Raw genomic sequence first — 20,287 nt, 5'->3', positions numbered from 1 at the left:
GCAATGACCCGCCTTCAACCTGTGGCCTGTCGCTTGCAGCTTGCCGCTCATACGGCCACGCCCGCGGCACTGCGGCCACTGACACGCCGTGCCAGGCGGTCGAAGTACAGGTAGATCACCGGCGTGGTGAACAGGGTGAGCACCTGGCTGAGCAGCAGGCCGCCGACCATCACCAGGCCCAGCGGCTGACGCAGCTCGGCGCCCGAGCCCGACGCCAGCATCAACGGGATGGCACCGAACAGCGCCGCCAGGGTGGTCATCAGAATCGGCCGGAAACGCAGCAGCGCCGCCTGATAGATCGCATCGTGAGGGGTCATGCCCTGATGCCGCTCCGCCTCGAGGGCGAAGTCGATCATCATGATGGCGTTCTTCTTGACGATGCCGATCAGCAGGATGATGCCGATGATCGCGATCAGCCCCAGATCGTTACCGGTCAACAGCAGCGCCAGCAAGGCACCGACGCCTGCCGACGGCAGCGTGGAAAGGATGGTGATCGGGTGGATATAGCTCTCGTAGAGCACGCCGAGCACGATGTACATGGTGACGATCGCCGCCAGGATCAGCAGCAGTGTGGACGACAGCGAGGCGCGGAAGGCCTCGGCGGCGCCCTGGAAGTTCACCTGTACGCTGACCGGCATCTGGATATCCTGCTGCACCCGCTCGATCACCGCCACCGCATCGCCCAGGGCGACGCCGGGGCTGAGGTTGAACGACAGCGTGGCCGCCGGGAACTGGCCGATATGGTTGATCAGCAGGCTCGCCGCCCGCTCCTCGACCTGGGCCAGGGATGACAGCGGTACCTGACCACCTTCGGCGGTCGCGACGTGGATCTGGCGCAAGGCCGCCGGCCCGATGCTGCCGCCATCGGCGCTTTCCAGCACCACCCTGTACTGGCTGGCCTGGGTGTAGATGGTGGAAATCTGCCGCTGGCCGAAGGCGTCGTAGAGCGCATCGTCGATTGCCGCGACGCTGACGCCAAGACGCCCGGCCAGATCGCGGTCGATCTTCAGATACGCCTGCAGGCCACGGCTCTGCAGGTCGCTGGTGACGTCACTGAGCTCGGGTTGCTGACGCAGCGCCTCGACCAGCTTGTTCGACCAGGTTTCCAGCATCTCGGGGTCCGGGGACTCCACGCTGAACTGGAACTGGGTGCGGCTGACCCGATCCTCGATGCTCAGATCCTGCACCGGCTGCAGGAACAGCTCGATGCCGCTCAGTTTGGCCAGTTCCGGACGCAACCGCTCGATCACCTGAGCGGCGCTGAGGTCACGTTCGGCGTGGGGCTTGAGGTTGATCAGCATGCGCCCGCTGTTCAGGGTCGGATTGTCACCGTCCACACCGATGTAGGAAGACAGGCTGGTAACCGCTGGATCCTTGAGAATCACGTCGGCCAGGCGTTGCTGGCGCTCGCTCATGGCCGAGAAGGAAATCGACTGAGGTGCCTCGGAAATGCCCTGGATCACCCCGGTGTCCTGCACCGGGAAAAACCCCTTGGGCACGGCCAGGTAGAGCACCACCGTGAGCGCCATGGTTCCAATGGCCACCAGCAGGGTCAGCGGCTGATGGCGCAGCACCCAGCGCAGGCCAACCGAGTAGCGTTCGATCATGCGATCGATGACCGCGCCGCTGGCCTTGTAGAACCGCCCCTGCTCCGCCTCCGGTTCGTGCCTGAGCAGACGCGCGCACATCATGGGCGTCAGGGTCAAGGAAATCACCAGAGAGATGAGGATGGCCACCGCCAGGGTGATGGCGAATTCGCGGAACAGCCGCCCCACGACATCGGCCATGAACAGCAGCGGGATCAGCACGGCAATCAGCGACAGGGTCAGCGAGACCAGGGTGAAACCGATCTGCCTGGCGCCCTTGAGGGCGGCGTTTAGCGGGGTTTCGCCATCCTCGAGATGGCGCGCGATGTTCTCCAGCATGACGATGGCATCGTCGACCACGAAGCCGGTGGCGATGGTCAGCGCCATCAGCGTCAGGTTGTTGACCGTGAAACCGGCCAGGTACATCACGCCGAAGGTACCGATCAGCGACAGCGGCACCACCACCGAAGGAATCAGCGTCGCCGACACCTTGCGCAGGAACAGGAAGGTGACCATCACCACCAGGGCGATGGCCAGCATCAGTTCGTGCTGCACATCGCGCACCGCGGCACGGATGGTCTGGGTGCGGTCGGTGAGCACCGTCACCTCGACACTGGCCGGCAGGCCCTGGGTCAGGTGAGGCAGCATGGTCTGAATGCGATCCACCACGTCGATGACGTTGGCGCCGGGCTGGCGCTGCACATTGACCAACACCGCCGCATTGCGATTGGCCCAGGCCGCAAGGCGCTGGTTTTCCGCGCCGTCGACGATCGACGCGACATCACGCAGGCGCAGCGCGCCTCCGTTGGCATAGGCGAGAATCAGGTCGCGGTATTCGTCGGCCGAGCGCAGCTGATCGTTGGCATCGAGCTGGGTGACCCGGGTCGGGCCGTCGAAATTGCCCTTGGGCTGATTGACGTTGCTGGCGGTGATCAGCGTGCGCACGTCGGACAGATTGAGGCCATAGGCAGCCAGCGCCTCGGGATTGACGCGAATGCGCACGGCCGGACGCTGGCCACCGGCCAGGGAGACCAGGCCGACACCGGTGGTCTGTGCCAGTTTTTGCGCCAGCCGGGTGTCAACCAGATCGTTGACCTGGGGCAGCGGCAACTCTTTGGAGGTCACCGCCAGGGTCAGCACCGGGGTGTCGGCCGGGTTGACCTTGTTGTACACCGGCGGCGCCGGCAAGTCGTTGGGCAGCAGGTTGGTGGCGCCGTTGATCGCCGCCTGCACTTCCTGCTCGGCCACATCCAGCTGCACTTCCAGGTTGAAGCGCAGGGTGATCACCGAAGCGCCACCGGAACTGGTCGACGACATCTGCTGCAACCCGGCCATCTGGCCGAACTGACGCTCCAGGGGCGCCGTCACCGCGCTGGTCATCACATCCGGGCTGGCGCCCGGATACAGGGTCATCACGCGAATGGTCGGGTAGTCGACCTCGGGTAGCGCGGAAACGGGCAGCAGCCGGTAGGCGATCACCCCACTGAGGAAGATCGCCAGCATGATCAGGGTGGTGGCGACCGGTCGCAGGATGAACAGGCGGGAGACGTTCATGAAGCGGTACGCACCCGCGGTGCATTTTCTTCGGTGGCAGAAGGCTCGCGCGTGCCCTCACCGATCACCTCGACCTTGTTGCCGTCACGCAGGCGATCGGTACCTTCGACCACCACTCGCTCGTCGGCGGCCACGCCGTCTTCGATCACCGAGAACTCGCCGTCGCTCGGGCCGACCTTGACCTGGCGAACCTGCACCTTGTCTTCGCCGTCGATGGCGTAGACGAAGGTGCCATTGGCGCCGAATTGCAGCGCTGCGACCGGCACCAGCAGAGCGTTCTGGCGCACGGAAACCTGCAAGCGGGTATTCACGAACTGGTTGGGGAACAGCATTTCCTCGGCGTTCTCGAAGCGCGCCTTGAGCTTGACCGTGCCGGTGGTGGTGTCGATCTGGTTGTCCAGGCTCTCCAGCACGCCGTCGGCCAGCTTGTTGTTATCGCCGCGATCCCAGGCCTGTACCACCAGTTCGCGGTCCTTGCGCACCTGGGCGAGTACGGCCGGCAGTTCGGCCTCGGGCAGCGTGAAGGTGACGGAAATCGGCAGCGTCTGGGTGATCACCACGATGGGATTGGTATCGCCGGAGTTCACCAGATTGCCCTGATCGACCTGACGGATACCCAGGCGACCATCGATGGGCGCGCGTACCTTGGTGAAGTCCAGGTTGAGCTTGGCCTCGGCCACCGAACCCTGATTGTTCTGCAGCGTGCCGCGGTACTGGTTGACCAGCGCCTCCTGGGTGTCCAGGGTCTGCCGGGCAATGGAATCTTCGGCGAACAGGCCGCGATACAGGGCCAGATCCTTCTCGGCATTGCGCAGTTGTGCCTGGTTCTCCGCCAGCGTGCCCTGAGCCTGCTGCAGCGCGATCTCGAACGGCCGCGGGTCGATCTGCGCCAGCACGTCGCCGGCCTTGACCGGCTGCCCGTCCTTGAACAGCACCTTGACCAACTGGCCATCCACCCGGCTGCGCACATTGGCGGTGTTGTAGGCGGTAACCGTACCCAGGGCTTTCAGGACGATGGGAAAGTCCCGCGACTCGACATGAGCGATGCGCACCGGCACGTTATTGAAGCCCCAGCCCATGTCGTCTTCCGGTGCCGGTTCGGCCGGCCAGAACCACCAGATCAATACGATGACAGCCGTCAGCAGGAGCAGACCGATGAACCACTGACGTGTCGAGGATGGAGCATTTCGCGGTGTATTTACTTCGGACATGGGCCAATCGCTTCCTTGGGGAGCGTGAACGATAAGCACTGTAAGGCCCGAAGCAAAGCCTCTTTACGGGCTATTTACCTCCAGAAGTGGGTTTAGAGGAAGAAATGCACTGGAAATTGCGCGCGGCAGCAGCCGGACGAGCGTGATGCGCGCTGTTCTGGATGTATTGCCTGGTATTACCTGGCGCGACGGACGCCAGGCTCTGTCGACCTTCCGGCAAGCCCCTGGGACGGACACTGGAGCGTCACAGGCCCTACAGGATGACCCGGTGCTCGATCTGCCCCTGAGCCGCGACATCGGCGGCGAACAGTCTGCCCGCCTGGGGCTCGGCAGCCAGTTCGTCGTCGAGGCCATCGCGCGCCGACGTCGCGAACAGCGTCGACAGCTCAGGCCCGCCGAACGCCGGGCAGGATATCTGCGAAGCCGGGAAGGCTACCGCCTGCAGAAAGCGGCCTTCGGGGTCATAGCAGGCCACCCGCGAAGCCCCCCATTGCGCGTTCCACAAGCGCCCCTGGCTGTCGACCACCGCACCGTCCGGGTTGACCCCAGCCACCCGGCCATCGATGAACGGCTGTGCATCGCCCTGTGGCCAGCCATGCCGCTCGTCCAGCGGCTGTCGCCAGATCTGCTGGCGGGCGGTGTCGGCGAAGTAGGCATGGCGCCGATCCGGGGAAAAGCAGATGGCATTGCTGATGCTGATGTCCGCGAACAGACGGCGTAGCTCACCGCGGTAGTACCGGTAGATGGCACCGGCCTGCTTCTCGCCATCGAGGCCCATGGTGCCGATCCAGAAGCCGCCCCAGGGATCGGCGCGGCCATCGTTGGAACGGGTCAGCGGGTTGTCCGCCTCTAGAGCGCAGACCCTCTGCCGCGCGCCACTGGCCAGGTCGAAGGTCAGCAGCGCCGTCTCGCTGGCGATCAGCAGAACATTTTCATCGACCCAGCCGGCTGCGGATATCCGCTCGTCGAACAGCCACTCCAGCGGCTGGTCGTTGCGCTGGCTGAGCAGGCGTCGACCGAGAATGTCGAACCAGAACAATTGCCCGCGCTGCGGGTGCCACAGCAAGCCCTCCCCCAGGGTGCAGCGGCGTGCGTCGGCGATACGTGCCTCGGTCCTGCCATTCGGGGTAGTGGCCATGCCTAGATTCCTCGTTGAATGTGCTCATGGGCGGCGTACAGCCCGGCCAGGGTGACTCGCTCGGCGCTCACGGTCAGCGCCGTCACCCCCAGCGTGTCGAGCGCATGGCGGTAGCGCTCGGCCGATTCGCCGTCACCGATTACACAGACCTGCTGGCCCCGCCAGCGTTCATCCAGCGCAGCCAGCTCCTCGCCGATCAGCAGCCCGGACAACCGGGAACGTGCGGCGACCGGCCCCAGCCCTGCCAGCAACCCTTCGGCACGCAGGCCGAACAAGGCGCCGACCAGACGCTGCGCCTGCCCTGCCCCTGCCTGCAACCCGCTATCGAACGCCTGCTGGTCCAGGTGCCCCGCGTCACCCTGCATGCCATGGCGCAATACCGATTGCTGACTCAGCAAGGCGAACAACTCGCCGGTCATGAACGTCTGGAAGGCCGTTACCCGGCCATCGCGCACCTTGACCCACTTGCTGTGGGTGCCTGGCAGGCAGACCACGCCGCTGTAATCGGCATGCTCGGCGAGCAGGCCGGCGACCTGGGTTTCCTCGCCACGCAATACATCGGCAGGCGCACGCTGGCACAGCCCCGGAATGATCGAGACGCGCAAGCGCGCATCCCTCACCTCGGGTCTGATCATCCGTTCTACCGCCTGGGGTGCACAGGGCACTTCGGTATACGGCGCTTCGCGCCAGCCCTGACGGGCACCGACCATGCCACAGGCGACCACGTCGATGGTCCGCTCGTGATCCAGCCAGGGCTCGATCAGTTCCAGCAGCGCCCCTTCGAACTGATCGGGCGTCAGGGTGCTCATGCCGCGTGCCGAAGACGCGCGCTGGAGGATCTCCCCGCTACCCGACAGCGCCCACGCGCGCACCTGGGTCGTGCCCCAGTCGACGGCTATCCAGCCCACCGCAGCTCGGCTGTTCTCTGTCATCGCTGATTTCCTCGCAGGTCTCAGTGGCTGTCCTTGGGAATGCCGGCACCGCGACAGCCCTTGAGAAAATCGAAGTCCGCTCCGCTATCGGCGCCCTCGACGTGGTCGTGGAACAGCTTGATGTAGCCGCTGGTAGGCGGCTCGACGGTCGGCTGCCACTCGGCCAGGCGCTGGCGCAACTCGGCCTCGGGAATGTCCAGGTGAATGCGCCTGGCTTCCACATCGAGCTCGATCATGTCGCCATCGCGCACCACCGCCAAAGGCCCTCCGGCGGCGGCCTCCGGCGTGGTGTGCAAGACCACGGTGCCGTAGGCGGTGCCGGACATCCGTGCGTCGGAGATGCGCACCATGTCGGTGATGCCCTTGCGCAGCACCTTCGGCGGCAGGCCCATGTTGCCCACCTCGGCCATGCCCGGATAACCGCGCGGCCCGCAGTTCTTCAGTACCATCACGCAGTGTTCGTCGATATCCAGGCTTTCGTCGTTGATCTTCGCCTTGTAGTCGTCGATGTCCTCGAACACCACGGCGCGGCCACGGTGCTGCATCAGGTGCGGCGACGCTGCCGAGGGTTTGAGCACGGCGCCGCGAGGCGCCAGGTTGCCCCGCAGCACGGCAATCCCGCCTTTGGCGGTAAGCGCCTTGTCCACCGGACGGATGACATCCTCGTTCCAGTTGCGAACGCCCTTGACCTCTTCCCAGATGGTTTCGCCGGACACGGTCAGTGCGCTCTTGTGCAGCTTGCCGCCCTCGCCGAGCATGCGGATCACCACCGGCAAGCCACCGGCGTAGAAGAACTCTTCCATCAGGTATTTGCCCGAGGGCATCAGGTTGACGATGGTGGGAATGTCCTGACCGAGATGGTCCCAGTCATCCAGCGTCAGGTCGACGCCGACGCGGCCGGCGATGGCCAGCAGGTGGATCACCGCATTGGTCGAACCGCCGATGCTGCCGTTGACCCGGATGGCGTTTTCGAAGGCGTGGCGGGTCATGATGTCGGACGGTTTCAGGTCGTCCTTGACCATCTGCACGATGCGCCGCCCGGTCAGGTGCGCGACCACCCGGCGACGGCTGTCCACGGCCGGAATCGCCGCGTTGCCGGACAGCGCCATGCCCAGCGCTTCGGCCATGCTGGCCATGGTGCTGGCGGTACCCATGGTGTTGCAGGAGCCCGGTGAACGGGACATCGACTGCTCGGCTTCGAGAAAATCCTCGCGGCTCATCTTGCCGGCCTTGATGTCTTCCGACATCTGCCACAGCGCGGTGCCCGAGCCGACTCGCTCGCCACGAAACCAGCCGTTGAGCATCGGCCCGCCGGACACCACGATGGCCGGAATGTCGACGCTCGCCGCGCCCATCAGCAGCGCCGGGGTGGTCTTGTCGCAACCGGCCAGCAGCACCACCCCGTCCAGCGGGTTGGCGCGCAGCGCTTCTTCCACATCCATCGCCGCCATGTTGCGGTACATCATCGCGGTCGGACGCAGCGAGCTTTCCCCGGCGGAGAACACCGGAAACTCCAGCGGCAGACCACCGGCTTCGTAGATGCCGTGCTTGACCCGTTCGGCAAGGTCGCGCAGGTGCGCGTTGCAGGGCGTCAGCTGCGACCAGGTGTTGCAGATGCCGATCACCGGGCGGCCGTCGAACAGGTCGGCCGGCAGCCCCTGATTCTTCATCCAGCTGCGGTGGTAGATGTGATCCCGCGAGTTGCCGCCGAACCATTCGGTGGAGCGCAGCTTGCGTGGCCATACCGCCGGTTTGAAGGTGCTCATACCCAGCCTCCGTCGACAATGAAATTCTGCGCCGTGCACATCGCCGCGGCGTCCGAAGCCAGGAACAACGCCATGTCGGCGATATGTTCGGGCAGCAGTTGGCCCGGCATGCACTGGTTCTGGCGGATCTGCTCCTTGGCCGACTCGTCGACCCACATGGCCAGTTGCTTCTCGGTCATCACCCAGCCGGGCACCAGGGTGTTGACGCGAATCCGGTCCTTGCCCAGATCCCGCGCCAGGCCTCGGGTCAGGCCGTGAGTGGCGGCCTTGCTCGCCGCGTAAACGGGGTAGCCGGCCGATGCCATCATCCAGCCCACCGAGCCGAAGTTGATGATCGAGCCGCCGCCAGCCTGGCGCATCATCGGCACCACCGCCTGGGTGGCGAAGGTGGCGTGGCGCAGGTTGACCGCGATCAGGTCGTCGAAGCGCTCGGCACTGATCGAATCCAGCGCGTGGCGCACGTCGTTGGCGGCGTTGTTGAGCAAGGCGGTGATCGGCCCGAACTGTTCGGCAATCTTGTGGATGGCCGCCTGGTACGCCTTGATGTCGGTGATGTCGCAGCGCAGGAAGCGCACCTGGTGCCCCGCCTCGCTCAACTGGCTGGCCAGGGCCTGGCCGTGCTTGTCGTCGATATCGACGAACGCGGTACGTGCACCCTGACGGGCGAAGGCTTGCACCAATGCCCGGCCAATGCCGGTGGCGCCACCGGAAATCAGCACGGTGCGCTCGGCCAGGTCGGCGTACACGGCCTTGCCTGGGGTCAGATTCTGGCTATTCATGGCCTGTTACCTCGTGTTCGTCCCGTGACGCGCAGGCAGCGCCTGGCGCGACGGGAGCGGATGGCTCCGCCTCAGCGGGATTTGTTCTTGTTGACCACGTCGAAGATCACCGCAGCCAGCAGCACCAGGCCCTTGATCACCTGCTGCCACTCGATGCCGATCCCGAGGATCGACATGCCGTTGTTCATCACGCCCATGATCAGGGCGCCGATCACTGCACCGATGATCTTGCCCACGCCACCGGACATCGATGCGCCACCGATGAACACCGCGGCGATAACGTCGAGTTCGAAGGACACCCCGGCCTTGGGCGTGGCGGTGTTCAGGCGCGCGGCGAAGATCAGCCCGGCCAGAGCGGCGAGCATGCCCATGTTGACGAAGGCGAAGAAGGTCAGCCGTTCGGTGTTGATGCCCGACAGTTTGGCGGCCTTGACGTTGCCACCGATGGCGTAGATGCGCCGGCCCAGGGTGGTGCGGTTGGTCAGGAAGGTGTAGGCACTGATCAGCATGGCCATAATGATCAGTACATTCGGCAGCCCCCGGTAGGTGGCCAGCAGGTAGGCGATGTAGACGATGGCCCCGGCGATCAGGCCGTTCTTGATGACGAAGAACAGCGCCGGCTCGTCGACGATGCCGTAGCGCTTGGCACGCCGCCGGGCACGCACGGCCAGGTAGATGATCAGCACGGCCGCCAGCGCGCCGAGCACGATGGCGGTGATGTTCGGCCGCGTATCGCTGAAGATGTCCGGGATGAAGCCGTTGCTCATCAACTGGAAGCTGCTCGAGAACGGGCCGATCGACTGACCATCGAGCACGGCCAGGGTCAGGCCACGGAACACCAGCATGCCGGCCAGGGTGACGATGAACGAGGGAATCTGCCAATAGGCGATCCAGTAGCCCTGGGCAGCGCCGATCAGACAGCCCATCAGCAGGCACACCGGCACCACCACTGAGGTCGACCAGCCCCATTGCACCATCATTACCGCGGCTGCGGCGCCGACGAAGCCGACGACCGAGCCCACCGACAGGTCGATGTGCCCGGAGACGATCACCAGCAGCATGCCCAGGGCCATGATGATGATGTAGCTGTTCTGCAGGAACAGGTTGGTCAGGTTCACCGGGCGCATCAGGGTACCGTCGGTGAGCACCTCGAAGAGCGCCATGATGACCACCAGGGTCATCAGCATGCCGTAGTCGCGCACGTGGTTCTTCAGGTGGGCCAGCAACGAGGGCCGGGTCGGTTGGGTTTTCGTATCCATTGCGTTCACCTCGCTCACGCCTTGACGATCATCGACATGATCTTTTCCTGGCTCGCGTCTGCGCGCGCCAGTTCGCCCAGGAAGGCGCCTTCGTTCATTACGTAGATGCGGTCGCACATGCCGAGCAGTTCGGGCATTTCCGAAGAAATGATGATCACCCCCTTGCCGTCGGCGGCGAGCTGGTTGATCAGGCTGTAGATCTCGAACTTGGCGCCGACGTCGATGCCCCGGGTCGGCTCATCGAGAATCAGCACCTCGGGTTTGGCGAACAGCCATTTGCTCAGCACCACCTTCTGCTGGTTGCCACCGGACAGGTTGAGGACCTTCTGGAACACCCCGGGCGTGCGGATGTGCAACGCTTCGCGGTACTGCTCGGCGACGCGTCGCTCCTCGTGCTCGTCGATCACGCCGTGGCTCGATACGCCCGGCAGATTGGCCAGGGTGGTGTTGCAGAGGATGCTCTCGTCGAGCACCAGGCCCAGGGACTTGCGGTCCTCGGTGACGTAGGCGATGCCGTTGTCGACGGCGCGGCGCACCGTGGAGACGTCGATCTCCCTGCCGCGCAGGTGCACGGAGCCGGAGATGTTGCGCCCGTAGCTCCTGCCGAACACGCTCATGGCCAGCTCGGTGCGCCCTGCCCCCATCAGCCCGGCGATGCCCACTACTTCACCGGCAGCCACGCTGAGGTTGACGTTGCGGATCATCTGCCGGGATGCCGACTCCGGGTGCCAGACGTTCCAGTCGCGGATCTCCAGCAGGGTTTCGCCGATCTCGGGAATGCGCTCCGGGTAGCGGTTTTCCATATCGCGGCCAACCATGCCGCGAATGATGGTTTCTTCGCTGACCGCCTCGGTATGGCAATCCATGCTGCTGACCGATGCGCCGTCGCGCAGCACCGTGATGCTGTCGGCGACGCGGCTGACTTCATTGAGCTTGTGGGAAATCAGAATCGAGGAAATCCCCTGGGCGCGAAACTCCAGCAACAGATCGAGCAGCTTCTGGCTGTCGTTCTCCTGCAGGGCCGCTGTGGGCTCATCGAGGATCAGCAGCTTGACGTCCTTGGCCAGCGCCTTGGCGATCTCCACCAGTTGCTGCTTGCCGACACCGAGCTTCTCGACCGGCGTGGTGGCGATTTCGTCGAGGCCGACCTTTTTCAGCAACACCTCGGTACGCTGATAGACCTCTGGCCAGTCGATCACGCCGTTGCTGGCGATCTCGTTACCGAGAAACAGGTTCTCGGCGATGGACAGCAGCGGCACCAGTGCGAGCTCCTGGTGAATGATGATGATCCCTTCCCGCTCGCTGTCGCGGATGCCGCCGAAAGCCAGTGGTTTGCCTTCGTAGACGATCTCGCCCTCGTAGCTGCCGTGGGGATAGACGCCGCTGAGCACCTTCATCAGGGTCGACTTGCCAGCGCCGTTCTCACCGCACAGGGCATGGATCTCGCCGCGGCGCACCTTGAGATTGACGTCGTTCAGGGCTTTTACCCCCGGGAACGTCTTGGTGATGCCGCGCATTTCCAGAATGATGTCTTGCTGCATGGTTTTATCCGTCCGCAAGGCACACGCCTACCGCAGCGGGCGCGCCATGCTCAGGTAAACGAAAAGGTGGATGGCCGGCAGCGCCTGGCTGCCGGCGCAGTCGCGCTACTGGACCTGGTTCTTGGTGTAGTAACCGCTGTCGATCAACACCTTTTCCCAATTGCTCTTGTCGACCGTGACCGGCTGCAGCAGGTAGGCCGGCACGACTTTCTTGCCGTTGTTGTAGGTCTTGGTGTCGTTGATCTGCGGCTCGCCGCCTTCGAGCAGGGCCTTGACCATGCCGACGGTCACTTCGGCGAGCTGGCGGGTATCCTTGAAGATCGAGGAATACTGCTCGTCGGCGAGGATGGACTTCACCGACGGCACCTCCGAGTCCTGGCCAGTGACGATTGGCATCGGCATGTCGCCCGAGCCATAACCAACGCCTTTCAAGGACGAGAGAACGCCGATGGAGATGCCGTCATAGGGCGACAGCACACCGTCGAGGTGCTCCTTGGTGTAGTTGGCGGACAGCAGGTTGTCCATGCGCGACTGGGCAGTGGCGCCATCCCAGCGCAGGGTGCCGACCTTGCCCATGCCGGTCTGCCCGGAGAGGATCTTGATCTCGCCCTTGTCGATCAGTGGCTGCAGCACCGACATGGCGCCGTCGTAGAAGAAGTAGGCGTTGTTGTCGTCTGGCGAACCGCCGAACAGCTCGACGTTGTATGGGCCTGGGCCCCGCGCCTGCATGCCCTTGACCAGCGACTCGGCCTGCAGCACGCCGACCTTGGTGTTGTCGAAGGTGGCGTAGTAGTCCACGTACTCGCTGTCGCGGATCAGGCGGTCATAGGCGATGACCTTGATATCCGCAGCATTGGCGTTTTCCAGCGTATTGGTGAGGGTGGTGCCATCGATCGCCGCGATGACCAGGACATTGACGCCCTTGACCATCATGTTTTCGATTTGCGAGACCTGGGTGGGGATGTCGTCTTCGGCGTACTGCAGGTCGGCCTTGTAGCCGGCCTTTTCCAGTTGCTTGACCATGTTGTTGCCATCGTCGATCCAGCGGGCGGACGACTTGGTGGGCATCGCGATACCCACGTAACCCTTTTCGGCGGCCCCTGCGGACGCGGCACTCAACAGGCTGGCGCCCATGGCCACGGCAGCCACGAGTTTACGGACAGTGTTCATCAGCTTCTCCTGGGCGAAGCCTGCAGTGGGCCTGAGCACACGGGGCATCGCAGTTATTGTTGTTCGGTCAGCGAAGAGCTTTCAAAGCAGGCATGACGATAGAACCAGCCCCCATATCAATCAAATTCATATTCCGCTCACTGCCATACCAATACTGGTATGTAGCAGTCGACAAGCACCCTGCCCCGTCGCAGAATCCGTTCAGTGCCTCCGATAACGACAATAAAGTGAGAGCTGCCATGGACATCGGGATCGCCCGACACCTGAAGATTCCCCAGTTGCGCCTGATCGCCGCGATCGCCGAGCACGGCCAGCTCGGCCTGGCGGCGGACGATTTGACCATCACTCAACCAGCCGCCTCGCGCATGCTCGCGGAGATCGAACATACCCTCGGCGCACGGCTGTTCGAGCGCAATGCCAAAGGCATGCTGCCGACCCTGATCGGCCGAGCGCTGGCGCAGCGTTCGCACAACATGCTGGTGGAACTGCGTGACCTGGCGCAGGACGTCGAGGAGCTCAAGCGCGGCGAAGGCGGTATCACCACGGTGGGCGCGGTGACCGGAGCGGCGGTGGGTTTCGTGATTCCGGCCATTCGCCAGCTCAAGGCGATCTCGCCACGGGCCGACGTGCACGTCAACGTGGCGGCCAGCGACGTGCTGGTGCATGACTTGGCGGCCGGCAAGAACGACTTCGTGCTCGCCCGCCTGCCCCGCGGCGTCAACCCGGCGGACTTCGAGATCTTCCCGGCGCGTACCGAAACCCTGAAGCTGATGGTGCGCCAGGATCATCCGCTGGCCAACGTCGATCAGGTGACGTTGCGCGACCTGTCTCCTTACGAATGGGTGATGCAAAGCCACCGGGCACCGATCCGCGAAGCGATGGAGACGGCCTTTCTCAGCGCTGGCGCGCCGCTGCCGAACAACATCACCAACACCACTTCATTGCTGGCGATGATCGCCATTCTGGTCTCGTCATCGGCCATCGCCCCGCTGGCCAGCGAGGTTCCTGACTTGCTGCTGGGCGATCAGGTCGGCGCCAGGCTGAAGGTGCTGCCGCTCAACGTGAGCATCGAGATGTCGCCGTACTACCTGCTGCTGGTCAAAGGCAGGCAGCTGTCGCCGGTCGCCAACCGCCTGCGCCGGCTGGTGGCTGCGGGCTTGAACAAGCAATGAGCCACTGAAACGAAAACGGCCTGCAAAGCAGGCCGTTTTCGCGTGACGAGAAACTTACTTCAAGACGGCCAGAGCGGCCTCGTAGTCCGGCTCGCTGCCGATCTCGGCAACCAGCTCGCTGTGCAGCACCTTGTCGTTTTCATCCAGCACCACCACGGCGCGGGCAGCCACGCCGGCCAGCGGGCCGGAACTCAGGGCCACACCGTAGTCCTTGAGGAACTCGGCACCGCGCATGGTCGACAGGTTGATCACGTTTTCCAGGCCTTCGGCGCCGCAGAAACGTGCCTGGGCGAACGGCAGGTCGGCGGACACGCACAGCACGGCGGTGTTGGCCAACTGGCTGGCTTCGCTGTTGAACTTGCGTACCGAGGTGGCGCAGGTCGGAGTGTCGACGCTCGGGAAAATGTTCAGCACTTTGCGCTTGCCCGCCAGGCTGCTCAGGCTGACATCGGCCAGGCCAGCGCCGACCAGATTGAAGGCCGGCGCCTGCTGACCGACTTGCGGCAGTTGGCCTTCGACCTGAACCGGGTTACCGCGCAGGGTTACTTGTGCCATGAAAATGATCCTTTTCTATGTGGGTAAAACACGCTTGGGCGGCCATCCTACGTCAGGACGACGCCAGCTAGAAGTCACGTTTGTAGAACAGGTCCAGAGAACTCGCCAGACCGCTCGCAGCCTCAAGATACAGGCGCCGGCTGAGCGCGTAACGCAGTGCCACGGTGTTCACCGGTTCGAATACGCCAACGCCGTAGCGCAGGCTCAGACGCTCCGAAAGGTTACCGCTGGCGACCACGCTGGTGCTGTTGCCGCTGCCTTCGGTATCCAGCTGGAAGTCCTGAATGCCCAGGCTCTGCGCGACCGAGCCGGTAACCCCGGAACTGCCCGCCACGCCAAGTGCCAATGCCGCCTGTGCCAGCATGTTGCTGTCTTCGCTGCCCGTCGATAGGGGTCGCCCCAGCACCAGATAGGACAACGCCTGCTCCTGGCTCATCGCCGGCTCGGAAAACACCTCGGTACGCGGCTGATCGGCGCTGCCGGTCAAACGCAGGCCAGCGACCACCTCGTCGACCTTGCGGATCGCCTCGATATCGAGGAACGGCTGGTCGATGGGCCCGGCGAACAGCAGGCGCGCGCGGCGGATGGTCAGGCGCTGGCCGTAGCCGCGGAAATTGCCCTTGTTGAGGTTCAGCTCACCGCGGGTGTCCATGTCGTCACCGATGTGCACTCGTCCGGCCAACTCGGCGTTGAGGCCGAAGCCGCTGAAGGTCAACTTGTCGCTACCGACCTCGACGTCGATGTCCATGCTGATGGCCACCGCCTGCTGCTCCCGTGCCTCGGCGCCGACGATGACCGCATCATCGGAGACCTTGACCGTCGACGGCGGCAATTCGCGCACCACGATCTTGCCGCTGGGAATGGACACCTTGCCGCTGACTGAGAGTTGATCATTGGCCAGACGCACCTGCATGTCCGGCTCCACTTCCAGATTCGCATAGGGCTCGACGACCACCGGCAGGCGGCTGCCCTGCACGCTCAGGCTGCCGCTCAGTTGCTCGCCCCAGGCCAGCTCACCATTGAGCGAGCCCTGCCCACGTTCGCCACTGCGCCAGTTGCCGTTGAGCTGCAGGCTCTCACCGGCGATCAGTGCACGGATCTGCAGATCCTCGAAGCTGGTCGGCAATTCGCCACCGGAAATTTCCCCATTACTGAGCGCCAACTGACCGTTGACCAGCGGCTTGAGCAGATCACCGGACAGATTGCCGCTGCCGTCCAGACGCCCCGAAAGGCTCTCCACCATCGGCACGAACGGCCGCGCGATGGCCAGGTCGAGGCCGCTCAGGCGGAATTGCCCGGACAGCGGTTTGTTCTGCGGGCGCGGATCGAGCTGCGCCTGCACCATGAGCTCGCCGATCTTCGGCCCGCGCAGGTTCAGCTCGGTGTCGATACGCTGAGGCTTCAGCTCGCTGCTCAGGCGAAGGCTGTCGTAGGTGAAGTCCACCCACTGCCCGTCATCGCGGGCGCGCCAAGTGCCGCTGCCGGCATCCACCACCACCCGCCCGCTGGGACCGGCCGCTGGCAGATCGAGATGCACATCGGCGTTGAGCTTGCCTTCCCAGGCGAAGTCCTTTGGAAACCAGGGTGACAGGCTGTCGAGAGGGAAATCGGCAAGCCGATAACGGATTTTCGGCTCCGGTTGCAGGCGCTGGTTCTCGCCGCACAGACTGGCCCCGCCGGAGCGCAGGCAATGTGCGCCCAGGTCGATCTCACCGCTGGCCAGCCGCACCAGGGAGGCAGGCTGCTGCAGACGCCAATCCTGCCCACCGGCCTGCACCTCGACACGGCTCAGACGACCGCGCCAGTTGCCCTGATCGAGGGTGCCGTCCAGCGCCAGATGGGTCTGCAGTTGGGGGCCCTGCAGGCTCAGATCCATTTGCTGCTGACGTTGGCTGCCATTGCCGTTGATGGTCAGGTCGCCCACCTGGGTATCACCACTGGCGATCCCCTGGCCACGCACTTGCACCTTGGCTTGCCCATTGCCATCCAGGGTGGCGTCCAGCCCCAGTTGACGCAGACGCATGTCCTCGAATGCCAAGCCCTGGCCGTTCAAGTCGAACGTGCCCTGCGGAGCCTGCAGGCTGCCGGCCAGATCGAGGCGCCCGGTGGCCTGCCCCTGCAACCCTGGCCATAGCTGGCCGAGGCGGTTCAGAGCGATGCGCAGCTCGCCCTGCAGGCGCTGATCGAGCTGGCCACGGCCGTCGATACGGTTGTCGCCCAGGCGCACGCTGAGCGCGCTCAACTCCCAGCGCTCTCCAGCGCCGGCTACCGTGGTCTGCAGCTGTGCAGGTTGACCACGCAAGCGCCCCTGCAGGTCAAGATCACCGGTCAGTTCCAGGCGACCATCGCGTAACTGTCCCTTGCTGCGCACCGGCCCGGCGATACGCCCGGGCAGCTCGGCGACCCAGTAGGCGGGATCGAAATCACTGACCTGCAGTTGCGCATCCCAGCTCACCGCATCGGCGAAACCGACCGTCACCTGGCCATCGATCTTGCCCTGCCCGGCGCGGACCTGCAGTTGCGGCAAATGCACCTGCTGCAGGTCACCACTGAGCGGCGTCTGCACGCTGAAGGCGCCGGCTGGGCCATCCAGTGCCGCGGACAGATTGCCAAGGTAGTTGCCGTTCTCATAAGAGAGGTCGCCGGTGAGCTTTTTCAGGGTGACCGGTGGCGCCTCCTCCAGCGGATACAGGCGCAGCCAGGGAAAGTCCTGCCAATCGACATGGCTGTCGGCGCTGAAGCCTTGCTGCCAGTCCAGGCGTCCGTTGACAGCCAGGTACTGGTTCTCCGCTGCCGCCAGGCGCAGGGTGGCGATATCCGCCCCCTTGGCGTCGATGCGTCCGCGCAGCGCCAGGGCGACCGGACCACCTTCGGCTGGCAGGGTGGCGACGCCATCGATACCGTAACCGTCCTGCAGATTGCCCGCGGCCCGCAAGGTCAAACCGTTCAGGCGAAGGGTATCGGGCAGCGATGCTTCGGCCTTGAAGCCGTCGGCGGTGAACGTCAGTGTCGCCGGAAGGTGCTCGACCAGCGGCTGAACCTCACCGCTCAGACGCCCTGCCAGGTAGCCGCTGCTGTCGACCGTCAGCGCCAGACTCTGACGCAGATCACCCTCGACCCGCAGCGCCAGGTCCCACTCTTTGCCATCCGGCGACGGCAGCGCAGCGCTGCCCTGCAAGCTCAGCGGCCATTCGCCGCTCGGCAGCAGCCTGCCCTGCAGGTCGACGACCAGATCATCACGCTGTACATGCAGCCTGCTGATATTCAGACCGTCGCTCGCCCAGTTGGCCGCCAGTTCCAGCCCCTGCAGTTGGTCATCACCGTTGAACTGCAGGCTGCCGATCCACACCTCACCCACCTGCACGGCCAGCGGCAGATCGATCTGCGGCAGGCTGAAAGGCTCCTCGCTCGGCGGTGTGTCGCTGGCGGCGAAGTTCAGCTCGATGCGTTCGCTGCGTAGCGTATCGATGCACAGGGTCAGGCGCAGCAGGCAGGCCGGCGACCAGTCGAGCAACGGCTGGCGAACCAGCACCTGGTCGTCACCCTGGCGCCAGAGCACCTGGTCGGCCGTCCAGCGGCCGCCCAGGCGTCCCTCGAATCCATCCACCTGCAGCCCGGGCACCAGGCTCAGGGTCCAGCGGCTGCCGGCAGAGGTCGCCAGCATCCACACCAGCAGCACGATCAGCAGTGCCAGCAGGCTCGCCAGGCTGAGCCCGGCATACTTGAGCGCCCGCTTCACAGTTCGGGCCCCATGGAGAAATGCAGCCGCACGCCACCCTCGTCGTCCAGGGGATGAGCCAGGTCCAGGCGCAGCGGCCCAACCGGCGACACCCAGCGCATACCGATACCGACCGCACTCTTGAGCGTCGGCATATCCAGCGAGTTGAACGCGTTACCGGTGTCGTAGAACGTCGCCACCCGCCATTTGTCAGCCACGCTGTACTGGTACTCGGCGCTGGCGGCGAACATGTAACGTGCACCGATCTTGTCGCCCTGATTGTTCTCCGGCGACAGGCTCTGGTAGTCATAACCGCGCACGCTCTGGTCACCACCGGCGAAGAAGCGCAGCGAGGGCGGCACGGACGAGTTGAACCCCTTGGACTCGGTGCCGCCAAACTGTGCCCGACCGAGGAAACGGTGGTTCTGCCACAGGGTGGTCAGGCCTTTGGCAAGCACGTTGCCGTGGATCACATCGGAGTCGGCCAGCAACCCCTCCTTGGCGACCGAAGCATCGAACTGCAGGCGGTAACCGTGGTTGGGGTCGATGCGATTGTCGCTTTGCAGGTAGGAGTAGCTGATACCGGGCATCAACAGGGTGCTGAGCCCCGAATCGTCACCGAGACGGTATTCCTCGCGCTGCCATTTCAGGGAAATCACCCGCTGCCAACCGCTATCGAGCCTGCTGTGCCATTCCGGCCCGACGGTCAGCAGGCGGCTGAGGCTGTCGGTGTTGGCGATCTCTTCGTACTGGTAACCGCCAGCCATGCGCAGCTTGTCGGTCAGCGGCGGATCCAGCGGCACGTCATACCACAGACCAACGTTCTGCCGAGGTGCCGAGAGTTCCATTTCCGCGCCGTAGCTGTGCCCTCGGGAATTGGCCCAGTGGCGCTCCCAGTTGGCGCGACCACGGGGACCGACGTCGGTGGAGAAGCCAAGCCCGAGCCCCATGGTGCGCGGCAAGCGGGTCTGCAGGTGAACCTTGACCGGAATCACTTGTTGTTCCGCCACGGTGGGGCTGGCATCGACACGCACCGATTCGAAATAGCCACTGGAACGCAGCGCCTGATAGAGCTCGGCGATGCGTTCGGAATCGTAAGGTGTGTCGGCGGGAAACGGCACCATGCGCTGCAGCAGATCATCGTCGAACGGCATGTCGCCTTCGAAGGCCACGCTGCCGAGGATGTAGCGCGGGCCACTGTCGTAGATCAATTCGATGTCGGCCAGGCCAGCCTGGGGATCGATGCTCAGGCGCTGCTGGGTGAAGCGTCCGCGGAAGAACCCGTAGCGCGAGGCCTGGTTCTGGATGTGCCGCTTGGCGGCCTCGTAACGACCGTGATTGAGCCGAGCGCCCTGAGTGAGCTGTGCATCCTTGGGGATCTGGAAGGCGCGCATCTGAGCGGCCGGCCCATCGACCCGAACGGTCACGCTGCCGATGCGCACCGGCTCACCGGGCACGATGCGCACGTTCAGCCGCGGCGGCGTCTGCTCGACCACTTCGGTGGTGATCTGCGCCTGGTAATAGCCCAGCGCCTGCGCGGCTTTTTCCGCCTGGCCCTCGACCACTCGACGCAAGCGCTGCAGCGCCTCGGCATCACGCTCACCGAGGCTGCCGATGTAACCCTCGACATTGCTCTTCAAGGCATTGTTGGCAGGCTGCACACTGACCACCAGACGAGCGTCTTCGGCGAGCAGCGTCGAACTGAACAACAACAGCGCGCATCCCGCGCCTAGTGTAGAAATAACTCTCATGCCCGCGATGCTATCACGCCAAGCGCCCCATTCCAGTGCTGGCACGCTCCCAAAGCATTACCAGGTCTTGCCCGGCCGCTGGCCGGGCGCTGGCCGGGCGCCGCCCTGATCGGCTAGCATCGCCGCCTCAACGCCACAGAATCACCAGGATCGCC

The 20,287-nt window shown here is 64.5% G+C and carries 13 protein-coding genes; 1 reads left to right on the top strand and 12 read right to left on the bottom strand.

Annotation, left to right across the window (positions count from 1 at the left end; translation table 11 throughout):
• Positions 1–47: 47 nt before the first annotated feature.
• From ACT9T4_RS08355 to chvE, 9 genes are all read right to left on the bottom strand, one after another.
• A complete protein-coding gene (locus tag ACT9T4_RS08355) occupies positions 48–3,140 on the bottom strand; it encodes an MdtB/MuxB family multidrug efflux RND transporter permease subunit (protein WP_499116430.1) in 3,093 nt (1,030 codons plus the stop codon).
• Positions 3,137–4,351 carry an MdtA/MuxA family multidrug efflux RND transporter periplasmic adaptor subunit gene (locus tag ACT9T4_RS08350; protein WP_042553731.1) on the bottom strand — a complete coding sequence of 405 codons (1,215 nt, stop codon included), beginning with the start codon at positions 4,349–4,351 and terminating at the stop codon, positions 3,137–3,139. The genes ACT9T4_RS08355 and ACT9T4_RS08350 overlap by 4 nt, the downstream gene beginning before the upstream one ends.
• 253 nt (positions 4,352–4,604) lie before the next feature.
• Positions 4,605–5,489: an SMP-30/gluconolactonase/LRE family protein gene (locus tag ACT9T4_RS08345; RefSeq protein ID WP_499116428.1), complete on the bottom strand. Its 885-nt coding sequence runs from the start codon at positions 5,487–5,489 to the stop codon at positions 4,605–4,607.
• A 2-nt stretch (positions 5,490–5,491) separates the two neighbouring features.
• On the bottom strand, positions 5,492–6,421 hold the full coding sequence (locus tag ACT9T4_RS08340) for a 2-dehydro-3-deoxygalactonokinase (RefSeq protein WP_499116426.1): 930 nt from the start codon (positions 6,419–6,421) through the stop codon (positions 5,492–5,494).
• 20 nt (positions 6,422–6,441) lie between these two features.
• A complete protein-coding gene (araD, locus tag ACT9T4_RS08335) occupies positions 6,442–8,187 on the bottom strand; it encodes an L-arabinonate dehydratase (protein ID WP_179538057.1) in 1,746 nt (581 codons plus the stop codon).
• Positions 8,184–8,966 carry an SDR family NAD(P)-dependent oxidoreductase gene (locus ACT9T4_RS08330; protein ID WP_042553735.1) on the bottom strand — a complete coding sequence of 261 codons (783 nt, stop codon included), beginning with the start codon at positions 8,964–8,966 and terminating at the stop codon, positions 8,184–8,186. The genes araD and ACT9T4_RS08330 overlap by 4 nt, the downstream gene beginning before the upstream one ends.
• A gap of 71 nt (positions 8,967–9,037) precedes the next feature.
• Complete coding sequence (gene mmsB / locus ACT9T4_RS08325; RefSeq protein WP_042553829.1) at positions 9,038–10,225, bottom strand: multiple monosaccharide ABC transporter permease; 1,188 nt, start codon at positions 10,223–10,225, stop codon at positions 9,038–9,040.
• Between the two features lie 14 nt (positions 10,226–10,239).
• The gene (gene mmsA / locus ACT9T4_RS08320; RefSeq protein WP_179538056.1) at positions 10,240–11,766 is read right to left on the bottom strand and encodes a multiple monosaccharide ABC transporter ATP-binding protein; all 1,527 of its coding nucleotides are present in this window, start codon (positions 11,764–11,766) and stop codon (positions 10,240–10,242) included.
• A 105-nt stretch (positions 11,767–11,871) separates the two neighbouring features.
• Positions 11,872–12,936: a multiple monosaccharide ABC transporter substrate-binding protein gene (gene chvE / locus ACT9T4_RS08315; protein ID WP_042553737.1), complete on the bottom strand. Its 1,065-nt coding sequence runs from the start codon at positions 12,934–12,936 to the stop codon at positions 11,872–11,874.
• A 239-nt stretch (positions 12,937–13,175) separates the two neighbouring features.
• Here chvE and ACT9T4_RS08310 point away from each other — a divergent pair, with 239 nt between their 5' ends.
• The gene (locus ACT9T4_RS08310) at positions 13,176–14,108 is read left to right on the top strand and encodes a LysR family transcriptional regulator (protein WP_499116423.1); all 933 of its coding nucleotides are present in this window, start codon (positions 13,176–13,178) and stop codon (positions 14,106–14,108) included.
• A gap of 54 nt (positions 14,109–14,162) precedes the next feature.
• Here the strand turns inward: ACT9T4_RS08310 and tpx are convergent, their stop codons facing one another.
• The 3 genes from tpx to ACT9T4_RS08295 form a co-directional block, all read right to left on the bottom strand.
• Positions 14,163–14,663, bottom strand: a complete 501-nt coding sequence (gene tpx / locus ACT9T4_RS08305) for a thiol peroxidase (RefSeq protein WP_042553739.1) — start codon at positions 14,661–14,663, stop codon at positions 14,163–14,165.
• A gap of 67 nt (positions 14,664–14,730) precedes the next feature.
• A complete protein-coding gene (locus ACT9T4_RS08300) occupies positions 14,731–18,402 on the bottom strand; it encodes a translocation/assembly module TamB domain-containing protein (RefSeq protein WP_499116420.1) in 3,672 nt (1,223 codons plus the stop codon).
• Positions 18,399–20,132: an autotransporter assembly complex protein TamA gene (locus tag ACT9T4_RS08295; RefSeq protein WP_042553741.1), complete on the bottom strand. Its 1,734-nt coding sequence runs from the start codon at positions 20,130–20,132 to the stop codon at positions 18,399–18,401. The genes ACT9T4_RS08300 and ACT9T4_RS08295 overlap by 4 nt, the downstream gene beginning before the upstream one ends.
• Positions 20,133–20,287: the final 155 nt, after the last annotated feature.

This window comes from Pseudomonas sp. SZ40 (assembly GCF_052958135.1).
Note: the sequence above shows the minus strand (reverse complement) of the source record. Positions and strands in the feature narration are given on the sequence as shown.